The sequence below is a fragment of the Tenacibaculum maritimum NCIMB 2154 genome (genome assembly GCF_900119795.1).
GTDB lineage: Bacteria > Bacteroidota > Bacteroidia > Flavobacteriales > Flavobacteriaceae > Polaribacter > Polaribacter maritimus.
In genome coordinates this window covers 1,850,287-1,872,688 of sequence record NZ_LT634361.1, presented here as the reverse complement: position 1 = coordinate 1,872,688, position 22,402 = coordinate 1,850,287, and the positions used below count along the sequence as shown (strand labels likewise).

Genomic DNA, 22,402 nt, shown 5'->3' with positions numbered 1-22,402 from the left:
GGAAAAGAATAAATTTGATAGAAATAACATAAAAAACATACAAATAATATCGACTAAATGAATAAAAAAATGTAAGTTTGCAGGCTTAAAATAAAATATTTAATTATGAATCATTACGAAACTGTTTTCATTTTGAATCCCGTTTTATCTGATACTCAGATAAAGGAGACAGTACAAAAGTTCGAGGACTATTTGGTTTCTAAAGGTGCCGAGATGATTTCTAAAGAAGATTGGGGCTTAAAAAAATTAGCATACCCAATTCAAAAAAAGAAAAGTGGATTTTATCACTTATTAGAGTTTAAAGTAGCTGGAGATGCTATTGCTCCATTTGAGCTTGAGTTTAGAAGAGATGATAGCGTGATGCGTTATTTAACTGTTAAATTAGACAAACATGCTGCTGCTTGGGCTGAAAAGAGAAGAGCACGTGTAAAATCTACTAAAAAATAAGGTATGTCTACAATAGAACAACAATCAAAAGCAAATAAACAAGGGGATGTACGTTATTTAACTCCGCTTGATATTGAAACTAAAAAAGAAGCTAAATACTGTCGTTTTAAGAAAAAAGGTATCAAGTATATTGATTATAAAGATGCTGATTTCTTAATGTATTTAGTAAATGAACAAGGTAAAATTTTGCCAAGACGTTTAACAGGAACATCATTAAAATATCAACGTAAAGTTGCACAAGCAATTAAAAGAGCGCGTCATTTAGCGTTAATGCCTTACGTTGGAGATATGTTAAAATAATTAAAGAAGTAGAGAATTATGGAATTAATATTAAGACAAGACGTAGAAAACTTAGGTTTTAAAGATGATGTTGTGACTGTAAAAAACGGTTACGGTAGAAATTTCTTAATCCCTCGAGGATATGCAGTATTAGCTACTTCATCTGCTAAAAAGGTATTAGCAGAAAACTTAAAGCAACGTGCTTTTAAAGAAGCTAAATTAGTAGAAGATGCAACTAAAGTTGCTGAAGCTGTTAAAGGTTATGAAATCAAAATTTCTTCTAAAGTAGGTTCAGGTGATAAATTATTTGGTTCTGTAAACAACATTGATGTTGCACAAGCTTTAGCTAAAGAAGGTACAGAAGTAGATAAGAAATTTATCAAAGTAACTGGAGGTACAGTAAAAAGATTAGGAAAATATAATGCAGCGGTTCGTTTACATAGAACTGTTGTTGTTGATATTGTATTTGAAGTAGTTGCTGAAAAGTAAAAAGACTGTTAAATACATGTTAATAAAATAAAAGCCCGCTCATTAGAGTGGGCTTTTTTATTGTTTACATTTGAGCCAACTAAAACAAAAACAATACAATTATGAAGAAAACATTATTTATGATGTTCTCTTTTATTTTTTTAGTCAACTTTGGAGGATATGCTCAAGTAACGACATCAAAAATAAAAGGAATAGTAACAGACAACTTGGGAGAGCCTCTATTTGGGGCAAATATAGTTGTACTGCACATGCCAACAGGTACCGTTTCTGGAGCTGTAGCACAAGATAATGGTAAATACACAATTCCTAACTTAAGAGTAGGAGGGCCTTATAAAGTAACATTTAGTTATGTAGGGTTTAAATCTCAAGAAGTAGGGAACATTTTTTTAACCTTAGGAAAAACAACCAACGTTAATGGTGTTTTGTCAGAAGATGGAGAACAATTGGAAGAAATAGTGATTTCTTCTTCTAAAAGTAAGGTTTTTAACAATGATAGAACAGGGGCGCAAACAAGTGTTAGTGCACTACAATTAAAAACATTACCTACGATTTCTCGTTCGGCTTCTGACTTTACGCGTTTGGAACCCACTGCAAGTGGGAATTCTTTTGGAGGAAGAAATGATCAATTCAATAATTTTTCATTAGATGGATCTATTTTTAATAACCCATTTGGGTTGGATGCAGCTACTCCAGGAGGGCAAACAGGATCGCAACCGATTTCTTTAGATGCAATAGAACAAATATCTGTATCAGTAGCACCTTACGATGTAACTCTTTCTGGTTTTACAGGAGCTTCTGTTGATGCTGTAACTAAAAGTGGTACAAACGAGTTTAAAGGAACTGTATATGGGTTTTATAGGAATGAGGATTTAACGGGAGGAAAAATAAAAAACCAAGAGATTTTTAAACCTAAGTTGACCCAAAGTCAATATGGAATAAGTTTAGGAGGGCCTATCGTAGAAAATAAATTGTTTTTCTTTGCGAATTTTGAAAAGGATGAAAGAACAGATTTAGCACAATCTTGGTTGCCTAATAGAGGAACTAACCAAATAAATGAATCACGTGTTTTAGAACAAGATTTAATTGATGTTAGAAATGCTTTAAGATCAATAGGATATGATCCAGGAGCTTATGAAGGGTTTACTCATGATGGAGGTTCTACTAAAGGACTTTTTAAATTGGATTGGAATATTAATGATAAGCATCGCTTATCTTTTGTCTATAATTTTTTAAACGCTTTTAAAGATAAACCGGCGCATCCTACAGCAATCAATAGGAGAGGGCCAAGTTTTAATACGCTTCAATTCCAAAATTCAGGATACACTATTAACAACAAAATAAATTCGTTTCTAGTAGAGGTTAATTCAGCATTTAATGAAGAAACGACGAATAAATTACAAATTGGTTATACGAAGTTTAATGATTCACGTACTCCTTTTTCAGCGCCAGCACCTGTATTGAATATTTATAAAGATGATACACCTTATATCATAGCAGGTCATGAGCCATTTTCTATTCATAATGTATTGGATCAGAGAGTTTTTCAGGTAACTAACAATATGAACTTTTTTAAAGGAGATCATACGCTTACAGTAGGTTTCTCTTTTGAGAAATTTATGTTTGAAAATTCTTTTAACTTAAAAGGATATGGCTTTGATGTTTTTGGAAATGTAGATATTGCTGCTTTTGATGTAAACAATTATGCTGCTGCTTTTGTAAATGCGTTGAATACGTTCAATACTAAAAACAGATTAGGTTCAGGTGTAGATGGAGGATGGAACTTAGCGGAAATGAACTTTGGTCAATTGGCTTTTTATGTACAAGATGAATGGGAAGTAAATGATGCATTTAAGGTAACTTATGGAGTTCGTTTTGACAAGCCAATGTTCTTTAATACTTCTGAATTAGCACAGAAATTTATAGATACAGAAAACACAGAATCGTATAATCCTACAATAGAGTATTTTGACCCAGCTACGGGAAATTCAACTTATTTTGACTCTACTAAAATGCCTTCGAATAACTGGTTAATTTCACCTAGAGTTGGTTTTAATTGGGATATTAAGGGGGATAATACTGCTCAATTACGTGGAGGAACAGGGTTATTTACAGGTCGTTTACCTTTTGTATGGATTGGAAATCAAGTAGGAGGTGTAGATCAATTCTTTTACCAAGTAGTTGACTCTGATTTTAAATTCCCACAAGTTTGGAGAACAAGTTTAGGACTGGATTATAAATTTGAAAATGGAGTCATCGCTTCTACTGATTTGTCTTACACTAAAGATATTAATGGAATTCATGTTCAAAATTGGGGGTTAAAAGCTCCTTCAGGAACTTTATCAGGTGTTGATGGTAGAGCTATTTATTTAGAAGGGGATCATTCTCATTGGGTGGCTCCTTGGGGAACCACCGAAAGAGGAAATGCTTATGTATTAACAAATTCTAATAAAGGGTACGCATTTAATGCTTCTTTGAAATTACAGAAATCATTTAATAATGGGGTATATACCTCTGTGGCTTATAATTATTTGAATTCTAAAGATGTGAATTCTATTGAGGCTGAAATTACAGGAGATGCCTTCGCTTTTAACCCTGCTTTGGGAAATGTTAATAATGATGTTTTAGCAAATTCTAAATATGGAGATAAGCATCGTATTATTGGAGTAGCTTCTAAAAAGTTTACTTATGGAGCTGGAAAATATGCAACTACAATTTCTACATTTTTTGAGTACGCGCAAGGTGGAAGGTTTAGCTATACTTATGGAGGAGATATTAATAATGACGGGGCTAGGGCAAATGATTTATTATATGTGCCTACAGAAGATGAAATCGCTTTAATGCAGTTTTCTGGTGCAGGACAAGGTGAAGATTTTAATGCTTATATTTCTCAAGATGAATACTTAAATAGTAGAAGAGGACAGTATGTTGAGCGCTATGGGGCATTATCGCCATGGAGAGGAAAGTGGGATCTTAAACTTTTACAAGATTTTAATTTTAAAGTTTCTGAATCTAAAGAAAATACCATTCAATTTAGCGTAGATGTTTTAAATATAGGAAATTTAATAAATTCAGAGTGGGGATTGGTGCAGCAGCCTAGAAGTGTACAACCAATTGGGGTAAGTGTTGATGATACCAATACACCTACCTATACTTTTGATGGGAAGTTAAGAGAAACATTTGGGTATGATTCTAGTTTACTTTCTCGTTGGCAAGTACAACTAGGATTGCGTTATATTTTCTAAAAAGAAATTATATTCTTTATATATAAAACCGATTAATTTTTTAATCGGTTTTTTTATGGATTTATTTACTGTTGTAGCTTAGGTTGAAATGAAGAATTTATCCTTATTGAAGAGAAGCGTAGGATGATAGTTCATTTAAAAAAATGAAAGAATGAAAAAGTATTCAGTAACCATATCTAGTTAAGGTTCTTTTAAAAGAAATTTTTACATTATTTTAAGAAGTAGCTATTCGATAATAAAAAAATGAATTATGACATAAAAAAACTAGCTTTTAAATCTTAAAGAAACTAAAAGCTAGTTTTTAGTATGCTTTATTTTTAGAGGTTGCTATTCTCTATCCATTTTCTTGCATTAACAAATGCTTCAAGCCAAGGTGAAACTTCATCTTTCCTATCCTTTGGGTAGTTTGCCCAATTCCATTGAAAGGTAGAGCGTTCAATATGTGGCATGGTAGCTAAATGGCGTCCTGTTTTATCACATAGCATAGCTGTATTATAATCGGAACCATTCGGATTATTAGGGTATCCTTCATATCCGTATTTCGCTACAATATGATAGCGATCTTCGTTTTCTGGTAAATTAAACTTTCCTTCTCCATGAGAAATCCAGACTCCTAATTCAGTATCGGCTAAAGAAGAAAGCATTACAGAATTATTTTTTTGAATTTTAACTGAGGTGAACGAGCTTTCGTGTTTTTGAGAATCATTATGTGTCATTTTACCATGCGCTTTATGATCGGGATTAATTAGCTCTAGTTCCATCCACAGTTGGCAGCCATTACAAATACCGATTGATAAGGTATCTTTTCTATTGAAAAAGTTTTTTAATGCTATGTTTGCTTTTTCGTTATATAGAAAAGCACCTGCCCAACCTTTAGCAGATCCTAAGACATCGGAGTTAGAAAAACCACCAACGGCTCCTATAAACTGAATGTCTTCTAGGGTTTCTCTACCTGAAATAAGATCTGTCATATGAACATCTTTTACATCAAAACCGGCTAAATACATTGCATTTGCCATTTCTCGTTCAGAATTAGACCCTTTTTCTCTAATGATAGCGGCTTTAGGTCTGTGGTTAACAGTACCAACAATATCCTTTAACTTTCCTGTGAAATTTGTAGGAAAAGTATATTTAAGAGGTTGGTTTTTATAATTATTATAACGTTCTTTAGCTAAGTTATTAGCAGTTTGCTTTTTATCTAGTAAATAAGAAGTCTTATACCAAGTATCTCTTAATTCAGAAATAGACAAGGCAAAAATATCATCTCCATTTTTAATATTTAATCGATCAGATTCAGTAACAGTACCTATTTTAAAGAATTCAATAGCATTTTTAGTTAGTATAGTTTCGATAGAGTCATCTGATGCTTGGAATACAATACCTACATTTTCTGAAAAAAGTAGCTTCACGCTATCTTTTTCATGTAGTGAAGAAAGGTCAATATTAGCTCCTATATTTATATCAGCAAAACACAATTCTAATAAAGTAGTAATCAATCCTCCAGAAGCAATATCATGGCCTGCTACAATCTTTTCATCTTGAATTAAATCTTGAATGATATTGAATGTAGATTTAAAGAATTGATGGTTGGTAATGGTAGGGGCAGCATTTCCGATTTTATTGAGAATTTGAGCAAAAGAGCTACCGCCTAATTTAAAAGCATCTTGTGATAAATTGATATAGTAAATACTTCCTTTGTGAAGTTGTAAAACAGGTTCAATAACTTTTGTAATATTGTTACAATTTGCAGCAGCAGAAATCACAACAGTTCCAGGAGAGATTACTTCTTCATTTGGATATTTCTGCTTCATAGATAAAGAATCTTTACCAGTAGGGACATTAATACCTAAATCAATAGAAAAATCAGAAACAGCTTTTACGGCTTTATATAAACGAGCATCTTCCCCCGCATTTTTACAAGGCCACATCCAATTTGCCGATAAAGAAACAGCCTTTAAACCATCTTTAAGTGGTGCCCAAATAATATTAGTTAAGGCTTCTGCAATTGCATTTTTACTTCCAGATTCTGGAGCTATTAAGCCTGAAATAGGAGCATGTCCTATACTAGTAGCAATTCCTTCTTTACCCTTATAATCTAATGCTATTACGCCAACATTATTTAAAGGAATTTGCAGTGTGCCAACGCATTGCTGCTTAGCTACTTTACCACCAACACATCGATCTACCTTATTCGTTAGCCAGTCTTTACAGGCTACAGCTTCTAATTGTAATACTTGCGTTAAATATTGCGTAAAGTTCTCTTTAGCATAAGAAATATCATTATAATCCCTATCAATAGTATGGTCTGTCATTATGGTTTTAGGAGAACTTCCAAACATATCTTCTAAAGCTAAATCCATAGGCTTATTTCCGTTTGATTTAGATTTAAAAGTAAACCTGTTATCACCAGTAACATCACCAACAGTGTACATAGGAGAGCGTTCACGGGCTGCAATTCTATGTAAGGTATCAATATGTTTATCAGCAATAACTAGTCCCATTCTCTCTTGAGATTCATTACCTATGATTTCTTTATTAGATAAAGTAGGATCCCCAACAGGAAGCTTATCTAAATCAATGTTCCCTCCTGTTTCTTCAACTAGTTCAGATAAGCAGTTTAAGTGTCCCCCAGCGCCATGGTCATGTATAGAAACGATAAAGTTATCTTCACTTTCTACCATACCTCTAACTGCGTTTGCTGCTCGTTTTTGCATTTCAGGATTAGAGCGTTGTACTGCATTGAGTTCTATTCCTGTAGAAAATTCTCCAGTATCAGCAGAAGACACCGCAGCTCCTCCCATACCAATACGGTAGTTTTCGCCTCCTAATATTACAATTTTATCACCTTCTTTAGGAATGTCCTTTAATGCTTGCTCTTTTTTGGCATATCCGATGCCTCCAGCTTGCATGATTACTTTATCAAATCCGAGCTTCCTAGCATTTTCTTCGTGTTCAAAAGTTAATATAGAACCACAAATCAATGGTTGTCCAAATTTATTTCCGAAATCAGAAGCTCCATTAGAAGCTTTAATTAAAATATCCATAGGAGTTTGATATAGCCATTTACGTTCATCCATAGCTTGCTCCCAAGGGCGATTTTCTTCCAAACGAGAATATGAAGTCATGTAAACAGCAGTACCTGCCAAAGGTATCGATCCCTTACCGCCAGCCAGACGATCTCTAATTTCTCCCCCAGAACCTGTTGCAGCTCCATTAAAAGGTTCAACAGTAGTAGGGAAGTTATGAGTTTCAGCTTTTAGAGAAATAACAGATTCAAATTCTTTAGTTTCATAAAAATCAGGAATGTCGGCATTTTTTGGTGCAAATTGCTCTACTTTAGGACCTTGTATAAAAGCTACATTATCTTTATATGCAGAAACAATACCATTAGGATTTTGTTTGGAAGTTTCCTTAATCAATTTGAATAGAGAAGTAGGTTGTGCTTTTCCATCAATCACAAAAGTTCCATTAAAAATTTTATGTCGGCAATGCTCAGAATTCACTTGTGAGAATCCGAAAACTTCTGAATCAGTAAGTTTTCTTCCTATTTTGCTAGAAACATCTTCCAAATATTTAATTTCTTCTTCGCTAAGGGCTAACCCTTCTTGCTTATTATAACTAGCTATGTCTTCTATTTCTAAAATAGGTTCTGGCTGAATGTCAATTGTGAATACTTCTTGATTAAGTCCCTTAAATTTTTGAGAAATCATTGGATCAAAACTAGAAAAGTTTTCTTCAACATTTTTAAATTCCTCAATTCGTATAATTCCTGAGATCCCCATGTTTTGGGTAATTTCAACAGCATTGGTACTCCATGGAGTAATCATTGCAGCTCTCGGACCAACAAAAAAGGCGTCGAGTGACGCCGTGTTTATTTTAGGTTGATTACCAAATAACCAAATAAGTTTTGAAATTGCTTCTGTAGTTAATTCTTCTGTTGTTTGAACAGTAAAAACTTTACTGTTTACGTTTCCAAAGAAATGAATCATTGTTGTATGTAGTTTGTGTGTTGTTTAAGTGAACAAAGTTACCTTTTTTGGTTGAATTTAAAGCATAAAAAAACTGACAAAATTTTGTCAGTTTTTTTATTATTTTTAAATGAAGTTTAATTATCAGGAATTCGGTTTCTTTCTATTTTTCCTTTTTTCAAGGCCTTGTAGTTTTCGTAGCAGTCTAATACTGCTTCAATTAATTGTAAGTCACTTGCTTTTTTGATAAAGTATTCTGAATAATTACAATCTCTTAATAGCTTAGAAAGTTCAATTTTATCCATTCCTAAGTATTCCATCATGACTTCTCTGTCAAATTTACCCGCTAACATCTTACGCAAATCGTCTTCTTTTTTTAGCTTCTGTAGCTTTTTTAACTGCTTGGGTTTTTTTCCAAAAAGAGAATATAAGAAATCAACTGGTTGGAATAAGGCTGCTATAGGTGATTTGATTTTGTTGGGTTTACCAACTTCATAAGTTTGTGGTAATCCGTTGAGATGGATTCTTGTAAACTTATCTTTAGGAACTTGTTTTACATCAACTTCTAAAACACCAATAAGTTTGGTTGATTTGATAATGATTTCTTTTACTTCTTCAGGTTTTTCATTTAATGCTATGACTAATTCATTCCCTCTTAATAAATCGTTAGTGATTTTTAACTTTATAGATTCAAATCCTAAAAAAGAAACGAGTACGGTATCATTTGCTTTAGCAGTCAATTCAAAGTTTCCCTTATGATTGGTTATGGTACCTGCTACTGTATTAAGATTTAATATATGGGCAGCACTTAGCGCTTTTTTAGATGTTGAATGAATAACCTGTCCTTTTAGTTTAGCTTGTTGAGAAACTTGTGAAAAAGAAAGTGTCGTAACTAGAGCGAAGAAAACAAAGTGTAAATATTTTTGCATAGTGCAATAATAATAATAAATGATTGTATTATAGTTAATAATGTGTGAAATTCGCTTACTAATTATAAGAAGAGAGAAATAGGTTCATCAAATTAGATTTTATAAACTTTAAGAAATAAAGGTAAAAAAAAAAGTTAAGCTTTAAAGCTTAACTTTTAGTGACCGGGCTGGGGCTCGAACCCAGGACCCTCTCCTTAAAAGGGAGATGCTCTACCAACTGAGCTACCCGGTCGTTACTTTTTTCTTAGCGGTTGCAAATATAGCACTATAAATTGAAAAAAAAAGTTTTTTTTATTTTTTTTAAAAATTTTATAATGTGCGTATGAGAAGATTCGAACTTCCACGTTCATAATGAACACTGCCCCCTCAAGGCAGCGCGTCTACCAATTCCGCCACATACGCTTAAAAAAAAAGTTAAGCTTTAAAGCTTAACTTTTAGTGACCGGGCTGGGGCTCGAACCCAGGACCCTCTCCTTAAAAGGGAGATGCTCTACCAACTGAGCTACCCGGTCATTACTTTGTTTTTCCTTAGCGGTTGCAAATATAGGAATATAAATTAGAAAAAAGCAAGAGTTATTCTGTTTTTTTTGCAGATATTTGTATCTCCTTAATTATCAAAGATGAAGATTATACTATTAGGATACATGGCAAGTGGGAAATCAACCGCAGGCAAAGAATTAAGTAAAAAAACAGGCCTTCCTTTTTTAGATTTAGATACTTACATTGAAGAAAAGGAGGGGGCTAGCATTTCAGCGATTTTTAAAGAAAAAGGAGAAATTTACTTTCGTAAGCAAGAACATACTTATTTGAAAGAAGTTTTAACCTCAAAAAAATCTTTTATACTCTCTTTAGGAGGAGGAACCCCTTGCTATGCAGGTAATATGGAATATATCTTAGAGCAAGATCAAGTGCAATCAATATATTTACAAGCAAGCATAAAAACACTAGCAAACAGGCTGTCAATAGGAAGGGAAGCTCGCCCATTAGTTGCAAATTTATCAGAAGAACAATTGAAAGAATTTATAGGAAAACACCTTTTTGAGCGCAATTTGTTTTACAAAAAGGCTAATAGTACTTTAATAATTGATGATAAAACCACAGAAGAAGTTGTAGTAGCGTTGGAAGAAATAACGCGCTACATTAGATAAGCAATGGTTTCTTTCTCATTAAATTCAACTATAACATGCTCCTGTAATGAGGTAGAAAGAGAAATTCCTTTAAAATCTGCCTTAACAGGATATTTTTTATGGTTTCTATTGACTAGTACGGCTGTTTTAAATTGCTTTAAAGGAACTTCTAAAAAGTGTTTTATTCCGTAAATAAGCGTTGTACCTGAATTCAATACATCATCTACTAGTACTAAAGATTTACCTTTGTACGCATCAGTATTTATAGATGTTTTTACAGGGGTTAGAGGAGCTTTTTTATCGATGGTAACTTTACATATAGTTATATGTAAAGGAGATATTTTATTAAGCACTTTAGCTAATTTTTCAGCAAACAAAAATCCATTGTTTGCAATTCCAGCCAATACTATTTCTATTTCATTACTATTACTTTCATAGATTTGATAAGCAATTCGTTTAATTTTTTGCTCGATTTCAATATTAGTTAAGATGATATTTTTAGTAGTTGCCATTGTTTTTAAATATTTGTACAAAGTTAAAAATCTTCTTCCGTAGTTTCAGTATAGTTGTCAATATCTCTACGATCTTTTTTAGTGGGTCTTCCAAGTCCCTTTTTTCGATAGTAATCTTTAGAGTATTTGAGTAAATCTGTTTTTTCAAACGCTTCTTTAGGGGTTAAATCTTTTCTGTAAAGATCGACTAGTTTAGCTCCAACGCGATTAGGAGGAATGTCTAAGACTTTTATTTTATAATTGATTTGATTTTTTCTGATGGATAAAAGTTCATTTCCAAAAATTTCTTTTGAAGGCTTTAAGTTATTTCCATCTATTTTAATATGCCCTTTTTTGCAAGCCTCGGTAGCTAAACTCCTTGTTTTAAAAAGTCTAATACACCACAAGTATTTGTCAATTCTCATATAAAAAGTTAAAATTTATTATTTCTCTTTTGGCAAAGGTATAAAAATGGTAAATTGCGACTCAAAAATTTGATATTAAATGATGAAATTTAAGTACTTTTTATTTACAGTAATCTTTACCGCTATTTTATATGCTTGTGGAAGTGATAATAATGGAACGGTTGATAATTTTGACCATGCGGCGCAGGCTGTAATAGATAACGATTCTTTAGTTAAGTTTTTGAAGAATAATTACTATAATGCAGATTTAGATACTGTAAAGCCAATACGTAATAATGAACTTTCTTTATTTGAAGACCCGAAGCTAATAACGAAGGAAGTAAAGGAAAATAATATAGACTATAAGCTATATTATTATACGAATCGTGTAGGAACGCCAGTAGCGCCTACTGATTCAAAATTTCCTAGTGTAATGGACTCTGTATATGCTAAGTATAGAGGGCAGAGAATTATTAGAAAAGATAGTTTGAGTCCTGATTTTGATAAAAGTATAGCTTGGTTTTCTTTAAATAAAGTAATAAGAGGTTGGACCTATGGTTTTATTAATTTTAAAGGAGGTAAAAATATAACGAATAATGGACCAATAACTTATGAAGGAGGAGGGAAAGGCATTTTGTTTATACCTTCAGGGTTAGCATATAGAAATAGGGCAAATGGTCGTTTTATTTTACCTAATGAAAACTTACTTTTCTACATTGAATTGTGGGATGTTAACGAAGCAGATGATGATAATGATGGTTTAGCTTCTTATTTAGAGGTAGAAGATGCTTCTGTAGAAAATGATCCAAGAAAAGTAGATACAGATAATGATAGAATACCAAATTATTTAGATGCTGATGATGATAATGATCGTAAATTGACAAAAGACGAAGATTTGAATGGCGATGGTGATCCTAGAAATGATGATACTGATGGCGATGGTATTCCTAACTATTTAGATGTAGATGATAGGTAGGTAAATGAAGGTATAGAATAAATAAAATAAAAAAGAGCAATTAAACTAATTAATTGCTCTTTTTTATTTATATGAAGTAAGAAATTAAGCAGAACTTAGTGAAATTCACGCTGCCTTTTGGCTTCAAAAATGATAATAGCAGCAGCAACAGAAACGTTCATAGAGTCTATTTCCCCTCTCATGGGAATATTGATGTTTTGGGTGGCGTTTTTTCTCCATATTTCTGTTAAACCGGTGGCCTCTGTTCCTACAACGATTGCAGAAGCATTTGTGTAAGTTTCTTGATGGTATTCATTTGAGTTTTGAAGCGTAGCACTATATATAGAAATGTTATTTTCTTTTAAGAAACCAATGATTTCTTCAGCACTACCAATGGCGATTTGATTAGTGAATAAGCAACCTACACTAGAACGAATGCTATTAGGGTTGTATAAGTCTGTTTTAGGGTCAGCTATAAATACAGCATCGATATTAGCTGCATCAGCTGTTCTTAAAATAGCTCCTATATTTCCTGGCTTTTCAAGAGATTCAGCAACTAAAATTAAAGGTTTTTTATTTTTAAAATGTATGTTTTTTAAAGAAAAATCTTTTGCCTTAACAACAGCAATAATACCTTCTGTAGAATCTCTATATGCCAATTTCTCATATACATCCTTTGAAATTTCTATTTGAGTAGCATGTTGGGTATTAAGGAGTTCTAAGTCTTTCTTAGAAAAAATGTCAGGAACGAAGAGGTAGGTGTCTATTTTATAATTTCCTTTGATGGCTAGAGATATTTCTCTTTTTCCTTCTATAATAAATAATTTTTTTTTGCGTCGCTCTCGCGATTTATCCTGAAGTTTTAATAATTCTTTGATATATGAATTCTGTACGCTTGTAATTTGCTTCATGTAGCTTATCTAAATAAAAAGCAAAAATACCTAATTGATGATGGTTTTCATATAAATATTTTTAAAACTAATGTATAGGTTTTAAATAGAGAAAGTTAAGGTTTTTAATGAAGTAAAAGAAGCCCTTATTTTAAAAAGAGCTCTTCTTTTGCTTTTTTACAAGAGTCAAATTAGTAGCTAAAGTAAAAAGTTTGCTTGATAGGATGATGGTCTGATAAATCCTCTGTTGCGTTAGTATTCTTAGCTCTAAATGTGGTATGGCTGAATGTAGGTATGAATAGGGGTTGCTTTCCCTGTTTACTCACAAGTATATAGTCTAACGTTTGAGGAGGGTATTTATTACCGTTCGATTGAAGAATTGTATTTTGTGATTCATCATAAGAGTGTAAATCTCCTTGAAGTTTTACTTCATTTGATTGTAAAATAGTAGTCATTTCCTTAATCTTTTCAATATCATAATGAGGAATATTAAAATCTCCTGCAAAAATAATAGGCTCGTTAGAAGGAATTTTCCCCGATTTTATTTTTTGAGCAATCCAATATTGTAGTTCATCTAATTGTAACTTCCTGATACCGCTTCCATCCTTTTTAGCTTCATCAGCTTGCAAATGCGTTCCTATAATATGAAATTTTTTACCATTCTTATTGATTCTAACATAGGAAGCCCCCTTATTACTAAGATAATCAGCTGTTCCACGGAGGCTATTTTTAAATATAAGTTGCTCGTCATATTCAATAGGCCATTTGCTATATATTTTAACACCTCCATTGGTTACGAAAGGAGAGTTGCTACAATTTGATAAAGAGCTCATTTTATCAAAATAATTATCAGATCTATTCATTGTCCATGAACCACAATATAGCCCTACTAATCCAGATTGGTTGATAAAACTAGTCAATCCATTTGATATGATTGGAACATATCTATTAAAAGCTTCTTGCACAATGATAATATCCATGTTTTCAGAAATTTCTCTAGTGTTAAAGAAATTCTTTTGCGCTTCTGCTCTGTATTTTTCTTTATAATGATAAATGGAAGCAATAGAAGGCAAGTGAAAAATATTATAGCTTAGTATCGACAAGGTAATATTGGTATTAGTTGATATCGAAGACGCTCTTTTTTTGAATTCTTTAGTAGTTTCTCCAAGGGAAACGTCATCATTACATCCAGTAAAAATAAGAAGTTGAAGCATTAAAATGAATGGTAATTTATTTTTCATGTATCTATTTTGTTTAAAGTGAATCCTCAATAAGAAGGTATCTTTCTTACTATCAGTGTTTAAACTTAATACATTTTTAAGTAAGATAAAAATAAATAGGTAGATTCCTTAAGAGAAACTTTTGGAAGAAAAGAAAAAGGTAGTGTTAGCAAGTAAAACTTACCTAAGAAGAACTGTTTTAAAAAATTAGTTGAATTAGGTAAGTTATAATTTAAAGCATGTTATTTGTGTTTATCAGAATAACGCTTCCATAGCGCTGTTTGATGACTTTCTAAACTTATTTTTCTACCATTGATAAAGGCAAATGAGATTTTATTTGTTCTCATATCTAAAGCATCTCCTTTAGAAATAAAAAGCGTTGCATCCTTTCCTTTTTCCAAGGTTCCAACCATATCGCTAATTCCTAATATTTTAGCGTTATTAGCAGTAATCATTTTTAAAGCTTCTTCTTTCCCTAATCCGTAAGCAGCATAAGTTCCTGCATAAAAGGGGAGGTTTCTTGTACTCATACGCTCCATTTCTCCACCCATTCCTAAACCTACTAAAATTCCTTTATCAGCTAAAATTTTAGCTGATTTAAAAGGAAGATCGTAGTCATCGTCTTCTGTAGGAGGTAGCCTATGAGCTCTTTCTAGAATAACAGGGATTTTATATTTTAGCAGTAAATCGGAGACTTTATAAGCTTCTTTTCCGCGAACAATTACCATATTCCTAATTCCTTGCTTTCTAGAAAAAGTGATCGCATCTACTATTTCACGTTCCCCATCTACATGAATAAAAAGCTTTTGAGAATTTATAAAAAGTCCTTTTAATGCTTCAAATGGTAGGTTTTTAGGAAATTTGCTTCCTTTTAAGTAATTTTTTGCTTTTTCAAAGTAAGAAGTTAATTCTTTTATTGTTTCTATATATTTTGTATTACTTTTAGCAATTCTAGGTTCTCCCATCCACCACTTACCAGTGTAGGTGATTCCGCTAGGCCAGTTAACATGGATAGCATCATCTTGTTTCAGAATGGCGTCTTCCCAGTTCCAAGCATCCAATTGAACAATAGAAGATGTACCAGAAATTAATCCGCCTCTAGGAGTAGTTTGAGCTATTAAAACGCCGTTTGGGCGCATTGTTTCTATAATTCTACTTTCTGCGTTATAAGCTATAATACTTCTTATGTGTGGATTTAAAGTACCTATTTCTTTTTCATCTCTAGAAGCTTTTACGGCATCTATTTCCCCTAATCCGAGTGTTGTATTTGCAGCTATAAACCCAGGGTAGATATGCTTGTTTTTAGCATTGATGACAGTTCCTTGTCTTGCTATTTTAGTTTTATTAGAACCAATAAAATGTATTTTTCCTTTAGAAATTATAATGAGAGAGTTTTCAATAATTTTTCCATTGCCCAGATGTGCAATTCCTCCTTCAATACTGTAGTCATTACTTTGCTGAGGAGCAGGTACTTGTTGAGAATTACTATGATTGATTAAAAAGAAATATAAGAGTATGAAGATATGGTTTTTCATTATTTTAAAGTTTCGCAATGGAATAATTCGTGTATCTTTTTTGAAGGGGCTTGCATTTTGCTACCTTTTATCTTTTCGTGAAGCATCATGTTAATCAATAAACTTCTTTCTGTTTTAATTGATTTTCGTTGCGCTAAGTCTTTTTTTAAGTCAAAATAAACTCTTCCCTCAATAATAGTTTTTTCAGGTTTAGAATAGATAGATAGAGGATTTCCACTCCATAAAACTAAATCGGCATCTTTGCCTAGTTTAATACTTCCCACTTTATCATCTATATGTAATAATTTAGCGGGGTTAATAGTTATGGTTTTCCAAGCTTCTTCTTCAGATAAGTTACCATATTTGATTGTTTTAGCAGCTTCTTGATTAAGTCTGCGAGCCATTTCAGGATCATCGGAATTAATGGCAACAGTGATCCCTTTTGAATGCATGATTGCTGCATTGTAAGGAATGGCATCATTGACTTCATATTTATACGCCCACCAATCAGAAAAAGTAGAAGCTCCAACTCCGTGAGTTTTCATTTTATCAGCAATTTTATAGCCTTCTAAAATATGTGTAAAAGTGTTTACTGTAAAGTTAAATCTCTCGGCAACTTTCATAAGCATATTAATTTCAGATTGGACATAAGAATGGCAAGAAATAAAGCGTTTTTTATTTAATATTTCGGCCAATGTTTCTAGTTCGATATCTTTCCGATACGGTTTGCCGTTTTTCTTTAATTTGTCATATTCTTTCGCACGCGTAAAATAATCTATATATACTTGTTCTACTCCCATTCGAGTTTGAGGAAATCGAGTACCGTTTTGACTACGAGACTGTTTTACATTTTCTCCTAAAGCAAATTTGATAAACTTAGGAGGATTGCGATAAATCATATTATCAGCGTTTTCTCCCCATTTTAGCTTTATAATAGCAGAACGCCCACCGATGGGATTTGCAGAACCATGTAAAATTTGAATAGAAGTAACTCCTCCAGCTAAGTTTCTATAAATATTTATATCTTCAGGATTTACTACGTCTTCAATAGTTACTTCAGCAGAAGAGTTTTGACTCCATTCGTTGACAGAGTGAGTTGCAATATGTGAGTGTTCATCAATAATACCAGCAGTTAGGTGTTTGCCAATACCGTCAATAACTTTTGCCCGTTCATTAAATAAGTTTTTTCCAATTTTATGAATTTTTCCGTTTTTTATAAGTACATCGGTATTTTTTAAAATGCCCTCTTTTTCGCCAGTCCAAACAGTAATATTTTTAAAAAGGAGTAGTTCCTGTTTAGGAATCTTCTTTAATCCGTAGCCTGTATTTGGATATGTGATAGGAAGCACTATAGGATAAGGCGCCTTTTGGTTATTTTTAGGAGGGAGGTTGCTTTTTTCATTTTTGTTTATTCTGATAGCTGACCATATACTTTCATATCCTTTTTCGTCAATTGCTTTTCCTTGGATTAAATCAGTATTTGAAACATTAGCAGTTAATCGTATGAATTTATCAGCGCTGTTCTTAGCAGGAATGGTAGCAAAAATCCAATTGTCTTGGAAAGAGAGCTTTGAAGGAATTGTTTCTTTACCATTTATAGAGAAAACTTTGTATGAAGTTCCTTTTCTTGTTACTTGTATTTCATAAGATTCTCCATTTAAGGAAAAATTATAGCTTCCTGTGATGTCTTTGTTATTTATAGGGTAAATAATGTTTTTGTCTCCTTGCGTCCAGTTTTCATACAAAATAGTGTTATGATCAAAAATATCTCCTGAAGTAATTAAAAAATTAGCAAAACTATTTTTGTTTAAATTCCCAATAGTTGTTTTCCCTAAGATTTTAGCAGGAATGGTAGTTAAAGCTTCTAAGGCTTTGGTTTTATCAAAGCCATAAGTAATGGCTTTTTGTAAGTTCTTAGTGAAATCATTAATATTTTCTAATTTATAAGTCGTTAAAGAGAAAGGAATTTTATTTTTTGATAAAGCAGTGAGATTTGAAGGTTCTTGGTTCCATTTTCTCATATCGCTTAAACTTACGGATTTAGCTAGATACGGATTTGAAACATCATAAGGAGCTCTAAAATTAATAGGAATGATAAATGTAGCATTGGTAGCCTTTATTTCATCAATGTTTTCAAATTCATCACCATTACCAACAATAGTGTATTGAATATTGAATTCATCTCCAATTTTATCAGCTCTTAGTCCATTAAGTTTACCGTTAGCATTAAAAATTTGAGGAAGGTTTTTATTACTATTTAAAGCTTCTAATGCTAAATCTTTATTTTTAGCTTGACCTTTGGCATACCAATTAGCATCATGATAAGTTTGACGTAAAAGTGCCATAGCTCCCATTAAAGAACTAGGGTACACTTGATGAGAGGTATTACTTTTAGAAAAAGATAAGTATTGCGCAGATTTGCCATCTAATATTCTGTAGGAATTGGTGGTATTTGGGTTGATAGAAACAAGTATTCCATTACCTCGAATAATTCCATCTTCTAAATGTGTATTTACGAGTCCAAAGCCAATTTCCAATAGTTCTTTAGCTTGTTTGTTATCAAATTTAAAATAAGAAATAGGGTTGATATCAGGACGGATATGGTCATTCCAGTAATAACCTTTTCGTTCAGCATCATATTGAGTTATGTTGCTATTGTTATTTCTTCTTGTAGGTACTCTTATACCAAAAGTGGAATAGGCATCGATGAATGAAGGATACATACTTTTTCCAGTAAGGTCAATAATTTGAGCCTGCTTGGGAATTTCTAAGTTTTTTCCAACCCCTATAATTTTATCATTTTTAATAATCAGTGTAGCGTCTTCTACTATTTTAGTAGGAGTTATAAATATTTTAGCATTTACAAATGCAGTTATTTTATTAGAAGTAGTTTTTACACCGTCGTTTTTGGGAAAATACTCTTGAGCGCATAATAAGCAGGAGTATAAAAGGAGAAAACTAAAGAATTGTTTTTTCATTTTATGATTAAATTAAGAAAATAAGGCCCTAAAGTTACTCATTTTTAGTTTAATGTTAATTTTCCTATTTTCTGATTGCCAGAGAGCCATGCAGTATTTGTATCAATAAATTGAATAGTGTAATAGTTGTCTTTACTGATTTCATTCCAAGTTAGCCCCCCATCATTTGAAAATGAGATTCCAGTTTTTCCAACAGCAATAATTTCTTGTCCTTTTGTGTTAGGAATGTATTGTACGCAACTTTTATAAGAAGGTTCTTGATTATCAGCAATAAGGTTCCATGTGATACCACCATCTGTTGTAATGGCTTTATTAGCACAATTGTTATAAGGAGAAGCATAGCTTCCACCAATTACAATTCCATTTTTTTGTCATAAAAATCTATAGAATATATTCCTTGAGAACCATTTCCTTGAACTATAGGGGTGTCATATACCGTCCAAGTTTTACCTGTATCTTCAGATTTGAGGATACGTGCTTTTTTTCCCCCAGAAGCGATCCAAACAGTATTGTCAATAATTTTGATATTGGTATTACTTGCGGCAAAAAAGGCTTCTCCTTTTTCAAATTTAGGTAATTGACTACAAGGAATTTTTTGCCAAGTATTTCCTCCGTCAGATGTTAAAATGATTGAAGGGCAATTTTCAATAGGATCACCAACAGCTATTCCATGTTTTCCATCAGAGAAGAATTTCATACTATCATAAAAAAGGTCTTTGTGGTGTTCTATATAAACAAGTTTCTCGCTGTTTTTCGATATTTTATAAAGCAGAGCTGGATTTCCTATAGAAAGTGCAAATAAATTTGAATTATTTAAAGAAACACTTCTAAAATGGGGGATAATTGAATCTTGATAATTTAGCTGTTTTATATGCCAAGATTTGCCTTCATTTAAAGTATAGCCTATATATCCGTTAGATCCTGCAAAATATAAATGATCCTTACTAATGGCATGGATAGCCCTAATATTAGTACTGTCTATGTTGAATTGTTTAATATTAACATATTCCATATTTCTTGTTGTGTAATTTGTTTGGCAAGAATGTAAAATTAATCCGAAGAAAAAAAAGAGTATAAATCGTTTCATTTTTTTACTTTTAATGCGACTAATTTAACAATTTTTGATCTCAATTTATAAATGAAAAAAGCATTAGTGATTTCAGGTGGAGGAAGCAAAGGAGCATTTGCAGGAGGAGTAGCAGAATACTTAATCAAAAAGAAGAAAAAAGAATATGATTTATTTTTAGGAACTTCTACAGGGAGTTTAATGGTTTCTCATTTAGCATTAGGTATGGTTGATGAATTAAAAGAGTTATATACTTCAGTGAATCAGAATTCTATATTTAGCAATAGTCCGTTTAAAGTAAAAAAGGTAAATGGCGCTAAAGTAATAGCAATTCGCCACACAAATACTTTTTGGAATTTTATAAATGGGAGGAAAACTTTTGGAGAAAGTAAAAATTTGAAAAAGCTTATAAAAAAGAATGTTACTAAAGAAATGTATGAAAAAATAAGGAATCATGATAAAGATGTTGTAGTAACAGTGTCGAACTTGACTGCAAATCAAGTTGAGTATAAGTCTATTAAAGAATATTCGTATGATGATTTTTGCGATTGGATATGGGGATCTTGTAATTATGTTCCTTTTATGAGTTTATTAGAAAAAAATAAATGCCAATATGCAGATGGGGGCTTTGGTTGCTTGATACCTATTAGAGAAGCTATTTTACGTGGAGCTAAAGAAATAGACGCTATTATTTTGGAAACAGAGATAACGCAGATAAATAGGTTACCAGCTAGAAATCCATTTTCATTAATGCTAGATGTTTTCGATTTTATGTTAGAACATGTAGAAAGACATAATGTAACTATTGGTAAACTTTCAGCAAAACACAATGATGTAGCCTTAAATTTGTATTATACACCAACAGTATTGACAACAAATTCATTGGTGTTTGATAAAAAGGAAATGAGAAGTTGGTGGAAAGCAGGATATAAGCATGCTAAGAAAAAGCACGACGATACAATGAGCGATTTTAGACCAGAATTAATAGATAACAAAGAGGTGGAGGAAGGAATGGAGTACCTTAAAAAATTATCATAAAATATGAAGTTTGGAAAAGTAAGTCACCCTGAGTTAATCGATTTTTCTTTACCAGAAACGAATAAAGAAACAATACGTTTACTGTCTTCTTATAAGGATCAAAAATCGCTTTCTACATATGTAGGATGTGCAAAGTGGAATAAGGCAGATTTAAAAGGGTTTTATCCTAGAGGGGTAAAGGATGAGTTGGCATATTATTCAAAGCAATTTAACGCAATTGAGTTAAATGCTACATTTTATCGTCAATTTTCAGCAGAACAATTTGTAAAATGGAAATCTAAAACACCAAAGGGTTTTAAGTTTTTTCCAAAATTAGGACAGGAAATAAGTCATTGGAAGCGATTGAGTAAGGTAACAGATGCTGTGAATATTTATTTAGATGCTATAGCGCATTTAGAGGAGAAGTTAGGAACTATTTTTTTACAATTACATAGCAATTTTGGTCCTGATAATTTTGAGAAGTTAAAGGATTTTGTAGAAGCTTGGCCTAAAGGAATTTCGTTAGCGGTTGAGGTACGTCATGAACATTGGTTTTCAGATAAGAATATTTCAATGGAATTATATAGTTTATTGGAAGAAAATAATGTTGCTAATGTATTGGTAGATACAGCGGGTAGGAGAGATATGGTGCATATGAGACTTACGAATAGTGAAGCTTTTATTAGATATGTTGGAGCGAATCACACATCTGATTATAGCAGATTAAATGATTGGGTTTTGAGATTAAAAGAATGGCACGGACTAGGATTGGAGAAAATCCATTTCTTTATTCACCAAAATTTAGAAGTTGAATCTCCATTATTGGCTCGTCATTTTATAAGTGAATTGAATAGAAAACTTGATGTAAAACTGAAACTACCTAATGATAAAAATAATGGGCAAATGAGTTTGTTATAGTAATAGCATACTTTTATATATTAAGCTTTTGAAAAAGAGGGAAGCTTATTATGTATTCCCGTAAAATAAGCTTACTGAGTAATTATATTTTTGTGGCTATAATTTAAAAAGTAACATAGTATGGGAGTTATTGAAAGAAAAGATTTAAAGTATGAGTATTCAGATGTGGCAGCAAATGGAGATGATCCGAAAGAAACAGGAAAAAGAGATCGTGATCGTTTAAATAGACAAGAAAGTTACGAGGTGGTCGATTTTATCAACTCTTTTTGTAAAAAATATGGCTTGACTACTAAAGAAGAAGCTTTAGAGGTAGAAGAATTATTACAAGGAGAAGTGCCATCAGATCTTGTTAAGAAAGAAGACATAACGAATTGGTTGGAAGAAAAATTAGAGCTAGGTAAAAGCGAATAGCTTTTATTAATATAAAGAAGCATGTCATTTTATTAAAAAGCAAAAAACAAGGAGTGA

The 22,402-nt window shown here is 32.2% G+C and carries 18 protein-coding genes and 3 tRNA genes; 9 read left to right on the top strand and 12 right to left on the bottom strand.

Translation table 11 applies throughout. The features are described 5' to 3' along the window. Positions 1 to 105: 105 nt before the first annotated feature. The 4 genes from rpsF to MARIT_RS08405 all read left to right on the top strand — a co-directional run bounded on the left by rpsF (position 106) and on the right by MARIT_RS08405 (position 4,457). On the top strand, positions 106 to 447 hold the full coding sequence (gene rpsF / locus MARIT_RS08420) for a 30S ribosomal protein S6 (protein WP_024741770.1): 342 nt from the start codon (positions 106 to 108) through the stop codon (positions 445 to 447). A 3-nt stretch (positions 448 to 450) separates the two neighbouring features. Then, positions 451 to 747, top strand: a complete 297-nt coding sequence (rpsR, locus tag MARIT_RS08415) for a 30S ribosomal protein S18 (RefSeq protein WP_024741769.1) — start codon at positions 451 to 453, stop codon at positions 745 to 747. A gap of 18 nt (positions 748 to 765) precedes the next feature. Beyond that, positions 766 to 1,215: a 50S ribosomal protein L9 gene (gene rplI / locus MARIT_RS08410; protein ID WP_024741768.1), complete on the top strand. Its 450-nt coding sequence runs from the start codon at positions 766 to 768 to the stop codon at positions 1,213 to 1,215. Positions 1,216 to 1,316: 101 nt separating this feature from the next. Next, positions 1,317 to 4,457 carry a TonB-dependent receptor gene (locus MARIT_RS08405; RefSeq protein ID WP_100211278.1) on the top strand — a complete coding sequence of 1,047 codons (3,141 nt, stop codon included), beginning with the start codon at positions 1,317 to 1,319 and terminating at the stop codon, positions 4,455 to 4,457. A 317-nt stretch (positions 4,458 to 4,774) separates the two neighbouring features. On the opposite strand, the gene purL is transcribed toward MARIT_RS08405, so the two are convergent. From purL to MARIT_RS08380, 5 genes are all read right to left on the bottom strand, one after another. Beyond that, positions 4,775 to 8,446: a phosphoribosylformylglycinamidine synthase gene (gene purL / locus MARIT_RS08400; RefSeq protein ID WP_100211277.1), complete on the bottom strand. Its 3,672-nt coding sequence runs from the start codon at positions 8,444 to 8,446 to the stop codon at positions 4,775 to 4,777. 116 nt (positions 8,447 to 8,562) lie between these two features. Next, positions 8,563 to 9,354 (bottom strand): carboxypeptidase-like regulatory domain-containing protein, encoded by a 792-nt coding sequence (locus tag MARIT_RS08395; RefSeq protein ID WP_100211276.1) that lies wholly within the window; start codon positions 9,352 to 9,354, stop codon positions 8,563 to 8,565. 159 nt (positions 9,355 to 9,513) lie between these two features. Beyond that, a tRNA-Lys gene (locus MARIT_RS08390) sits at positions 9,514 to 9,586 on the bottom strand. A gap of 85 nt (positions 9,587 to 9,671) precedes the next feature. Beyond that, positions 9,672 to 9,756: transfer RNA gene (locus MARIT_RS08385), tRNA-Leu, on the bottom strand. 37 nt (positions 9,757 to 9,793) lie between these two features. After that, positions 9,794 to 9,866 (bottom strand) — tRNA-Lys (locus MARIT_RS08380). A 108-nt stretch (positions 9,867 to 9,974) separates the two neighbouring features. On the opposite strand from MARIT_RS08380, the gene MARIT_RS08375 reads away from it, so the two are divergent. Then, positions 9,975 to 10,502: a shikimate kinase gene (locus tag MARIT_RS08375; RefSeq protein ID WP_024740566.1), complete on the top strand. Its 528-nt coding sequence runs from the start codon at positions 9,975 to 9,977 to the stop codon at positions 10,500 to 10,502. Here the strand turns inward: MARIT_RS08375 and MARIT_RS08370 are convergent. After that, entirely contained in the window at positions 10,490 to 10,993 is a 504-nt protein-coding gene (locus tag MARIT_RS08370; RefSeq protein WP_100211275.1) for a phosphoribosyltransferase domain-containing protein, read from the bottom strand. The two genes, MARIT_RS08375 and MARIT_RS08370, sit on opposite strands and share 13 nt — an antisense overlap. A 23-nt stretch (positions 10,994 to 11,016) precedes the next feature. Then, on the bottom strand, positions 11,017 to 11,397 hold the full coding sequence (locus tag MARIT_RS08365) for an RNA-binding S4 domain-containing protein (protein ID WP_024740564.1): 381 nt from the start codon (positions 11,395 to 11,397) through the stop codon (positions 11,017 to 11,019). A gap of 79 nt (positions 11,398 to 11,476) precedes the next feature. On the opposite strand from MARIT_RS08365, the gene MARIT_RS08360 reads away from it, so the two are divergent. Beyond that, positions 11,477 to 12,352 carry an FKBP-type peptidyl-prolyl cis-trans isomerase gene (locus MARIT_RS08360; protein WP_231975114.1) on the top strand — a complete coding sequence of 292 codons (876 nt, stop codon included), beginning with the start codon at positions 11,477 to 11,479 and terminating at the stop codon, positions 12,350 to 12,352. 95 nt (positions 12,353 to 12,447) lie between these two features. On the opposite strand, the gene MARIT_RS08355 is transcribed toward MARIT_RS08360, so the two are convergent. The 5 genes from MARIT_RS08355 to MARIT_RS08335 form a co-directional block, all read right to left on the bottom strand. Then, a complete protein-coding gene (locus MARIT_RS08355; protein ID WP_024740562.1) occupies positions 12,448 to 13,242 on the bottom strand; it encodes a TrmH family RNA methyltransferase in 795 nt (264 codons plus the stop codon). 170 nt (positions 13,243 to 13,412) lie between these two features. After that, positions 13,413 to 14,462 carry a sphingomyelin phosphodiesterase gene (locus tag MARIT_RS08350; RefSeq protein ID WP_100211273.1) on the bottom strand — a complete coding sequence of 350 codons (1,050 nt, stop codon included), beginning with the start codon at positions 14,460 to 14,462 and terminating at the stop codon, positions 13,413 to 13,415. Positions 14,463 to 14,683: 221 nt separating this feature from the next. Then, positions 14,684 to 15,976 (bottom strand): amidohydrolase family protein, encoded by a 1,293-nt coding sequence (locus MARIT_RS08345; protein ID WP_100211272.1) that lies wholly within the window; start codon positions 15,974 to 15,976, stop codon positions 14,684 to 14,686. After that, a complete protein-coding gene (locus MARIT_RS08340) occupies positions 15,976 to 18,933 on the bottom strand; it encodes an amidohydrolase family protein (RefSeq protein WP_100211271.1) in 2,958 nt (985 codons plus the stop codon). Before MARIT_RS08340 ends, MARIT_RS08345 begins: the two co-directional genes overlap by 1 nt. 352 nt (positions 18,934 to 19,285) lie before the next feature. Continuing rightward, the gene (locus MARIT_RS08335; protein WP_231975112.1) at positions 19,286 to 20,020 is read right to left on the bottom strand and encodes a WD40/YVTN/BNR-like repeat-containing protein; all 735 of its coding nucleotides are present in this window, start codon (positions 20,018 to 20,020) and stop codon (positions 19,286 to 19,288) included. Positions 20,021 to 20,071: 51 nt separating this feature from the next. Between MARIT_RS08335 and MARIT_RS08330 the strand changes: the two genes are divergently transcribed. From MARIT_RS08330 to MARIT_RS08320, 3 genes are all read left to right on the top strand, one after another. Beyond that, positions 20,072 to 21,037, top strand: coding sequence for a patatin-like phospholipase family protein (locus MARIT_RS08330; RefSeq protein WP_024740557.1), 966 nt, complete (start codon positions 20,072 to 20,074; stop codon positions 21,035 to 21,037). Between the two features lie 3 nt (positions 21,038 to 21,040). Further along, positions 21,041 to 21,934: a DUF72 domain-containing protein gene (locus tag MARIT_RS08325; RefSeq protein WP_100211270.1), complete on the top strand. Its 894-nt coding sequence runs from the start codon at positions 21,041 to 21,043 to the stop codon at positions 21,932 to 21,934. A 120-nt stretch (positions 21,935 to 22,054) separates the two neighbouring features. Further along, complete coding sequence (locus MARIT_RS08320) at positions 22,055 to 22,345, top strand: hypothetical protein (protein ID WP_024740555.1); 291 nt, start codon at positions 22,055 to 22,057, stop codon at positions 22,343 to 22,345. The last annotated feature ends 57 nt before the right edge of the window (positions 22,346 to 22,402 follow it).

Coding starts and splice junctions, on each gene's coding strand:
- rplI (WP_024741768.1), top strand. CDS start 766: ATGGAATTAATATTAAGACAAGACGTAGAAAACTTAGGTTTTAAAGAT.
- purL (WP_100211277.1), bottom strand. CDS start 8,446: ATGATTCATTTCTTTGGAAACGTAAACAGTAAAGTTTTTACTGTTCAA.
- MARIT_RS08405 (WP_100211278.1), top strand. CDS start 1,317: ATGAAGAAAACATTATTTATGATGTTCTCTTTTATTTTTTTAGTCAAC.
- MARIT_RS08350 (WP_100211273.1), bottom strand. CDS start 14,462: ATGAAAAATAAATTACCATTCATTTTAATGCTTCAACTTCTTATTTTT.
- rpsR (WP_024741769.1), top strand. CDS start 451: ATGTCTACAATAGAACAACAATCAAAAGCAAATAAACAAGGGGATGTA.
- MARIT_RS08370 (WP_100211275.1), bottom strand. CDS start 10,993: ATGGCAACTACTAAAAATATCATCTTAACTAATATTGAAATCGAGCAA.
- MARIT_RS08375 (WP_024740566.1), top strand. CDS start 9,975: ATGAAGATTATACTATTAGGATACATGGCAAGTGGGAAATCAACCGCA.
- MARIT_RS08395 (WP_100211276.1), bottom strand. CDS start 9,354: ATGCAAAAATATTTACACTTTGTTTTCTTCGCTCTAGTTACGACACTT.
- MARIT_RS08355 (WP_024740562.1), bottom strand. CDS start 13,242: ATGAAGCAAATTACAAGCGTACAGAATTCATATATCAAAGAATTATTA.
- MARIT_RS08340 (WP_100211271.1), bottom strand. CDS start 18,933: ATGAAAAAACAATTCTTTAGTTTTCTCCTTTTATACTCCTGCTTATTA.
- MARIT_RS08330 (WP_024740557.1), top strand. CDS start 20,072: ATGAAAAAAGCATTAGTGATTTCAGGTGGAGGAAGCAAAGGAGCATTT.
- MARIT_RS08320 (WP_024740555.1), top strand. CDS start 22,055: ATGGGAGTTATTGAAAGAAAAGATTTAAAGTATGAGTATTCAGATGTG.
- MARIT_RS08365 (WP_024740564.1), bottom strand. CDS start 11,397: ATGAGAATTGACAAATACTTGTGGTGTATTAGACTTTTTAAAACAAGG.
- MARIT_RS08345 (WP_100211272.1), bottom strand. CDS start 15,976: ATGAAAAACCATATCTTCATACTCTTATATTTCTTTTTAATCAATCAT.
- MARIT_RS08335 (WP_231975112.1), bottom strand. CDS start 20,020: ATGAAACGATTTATACTCTTTTTTTTCTTCGGATTAATTTTACATTCT.
- MARIT_RS08325 (WP_100211270.1), top strand. CDS start 21,041: ATGAAGTTTGGAAAAGTAAGTCACCCTGAGTTAATCGATTTTTCTTTA.
- rpsF (WP_024741770.1), top strand. CDS start 106: ATGAATCATTACGAAACTGTTTTCATTTTGAATCCCGTTTTATCTGAT.
- MARIT_RS08360 (WP_231975114.1), top strand. CDS start 11,477: ATGATGAAATTTAAGTACTTTTTATTTACAGTAATCTTTACCGCTATT.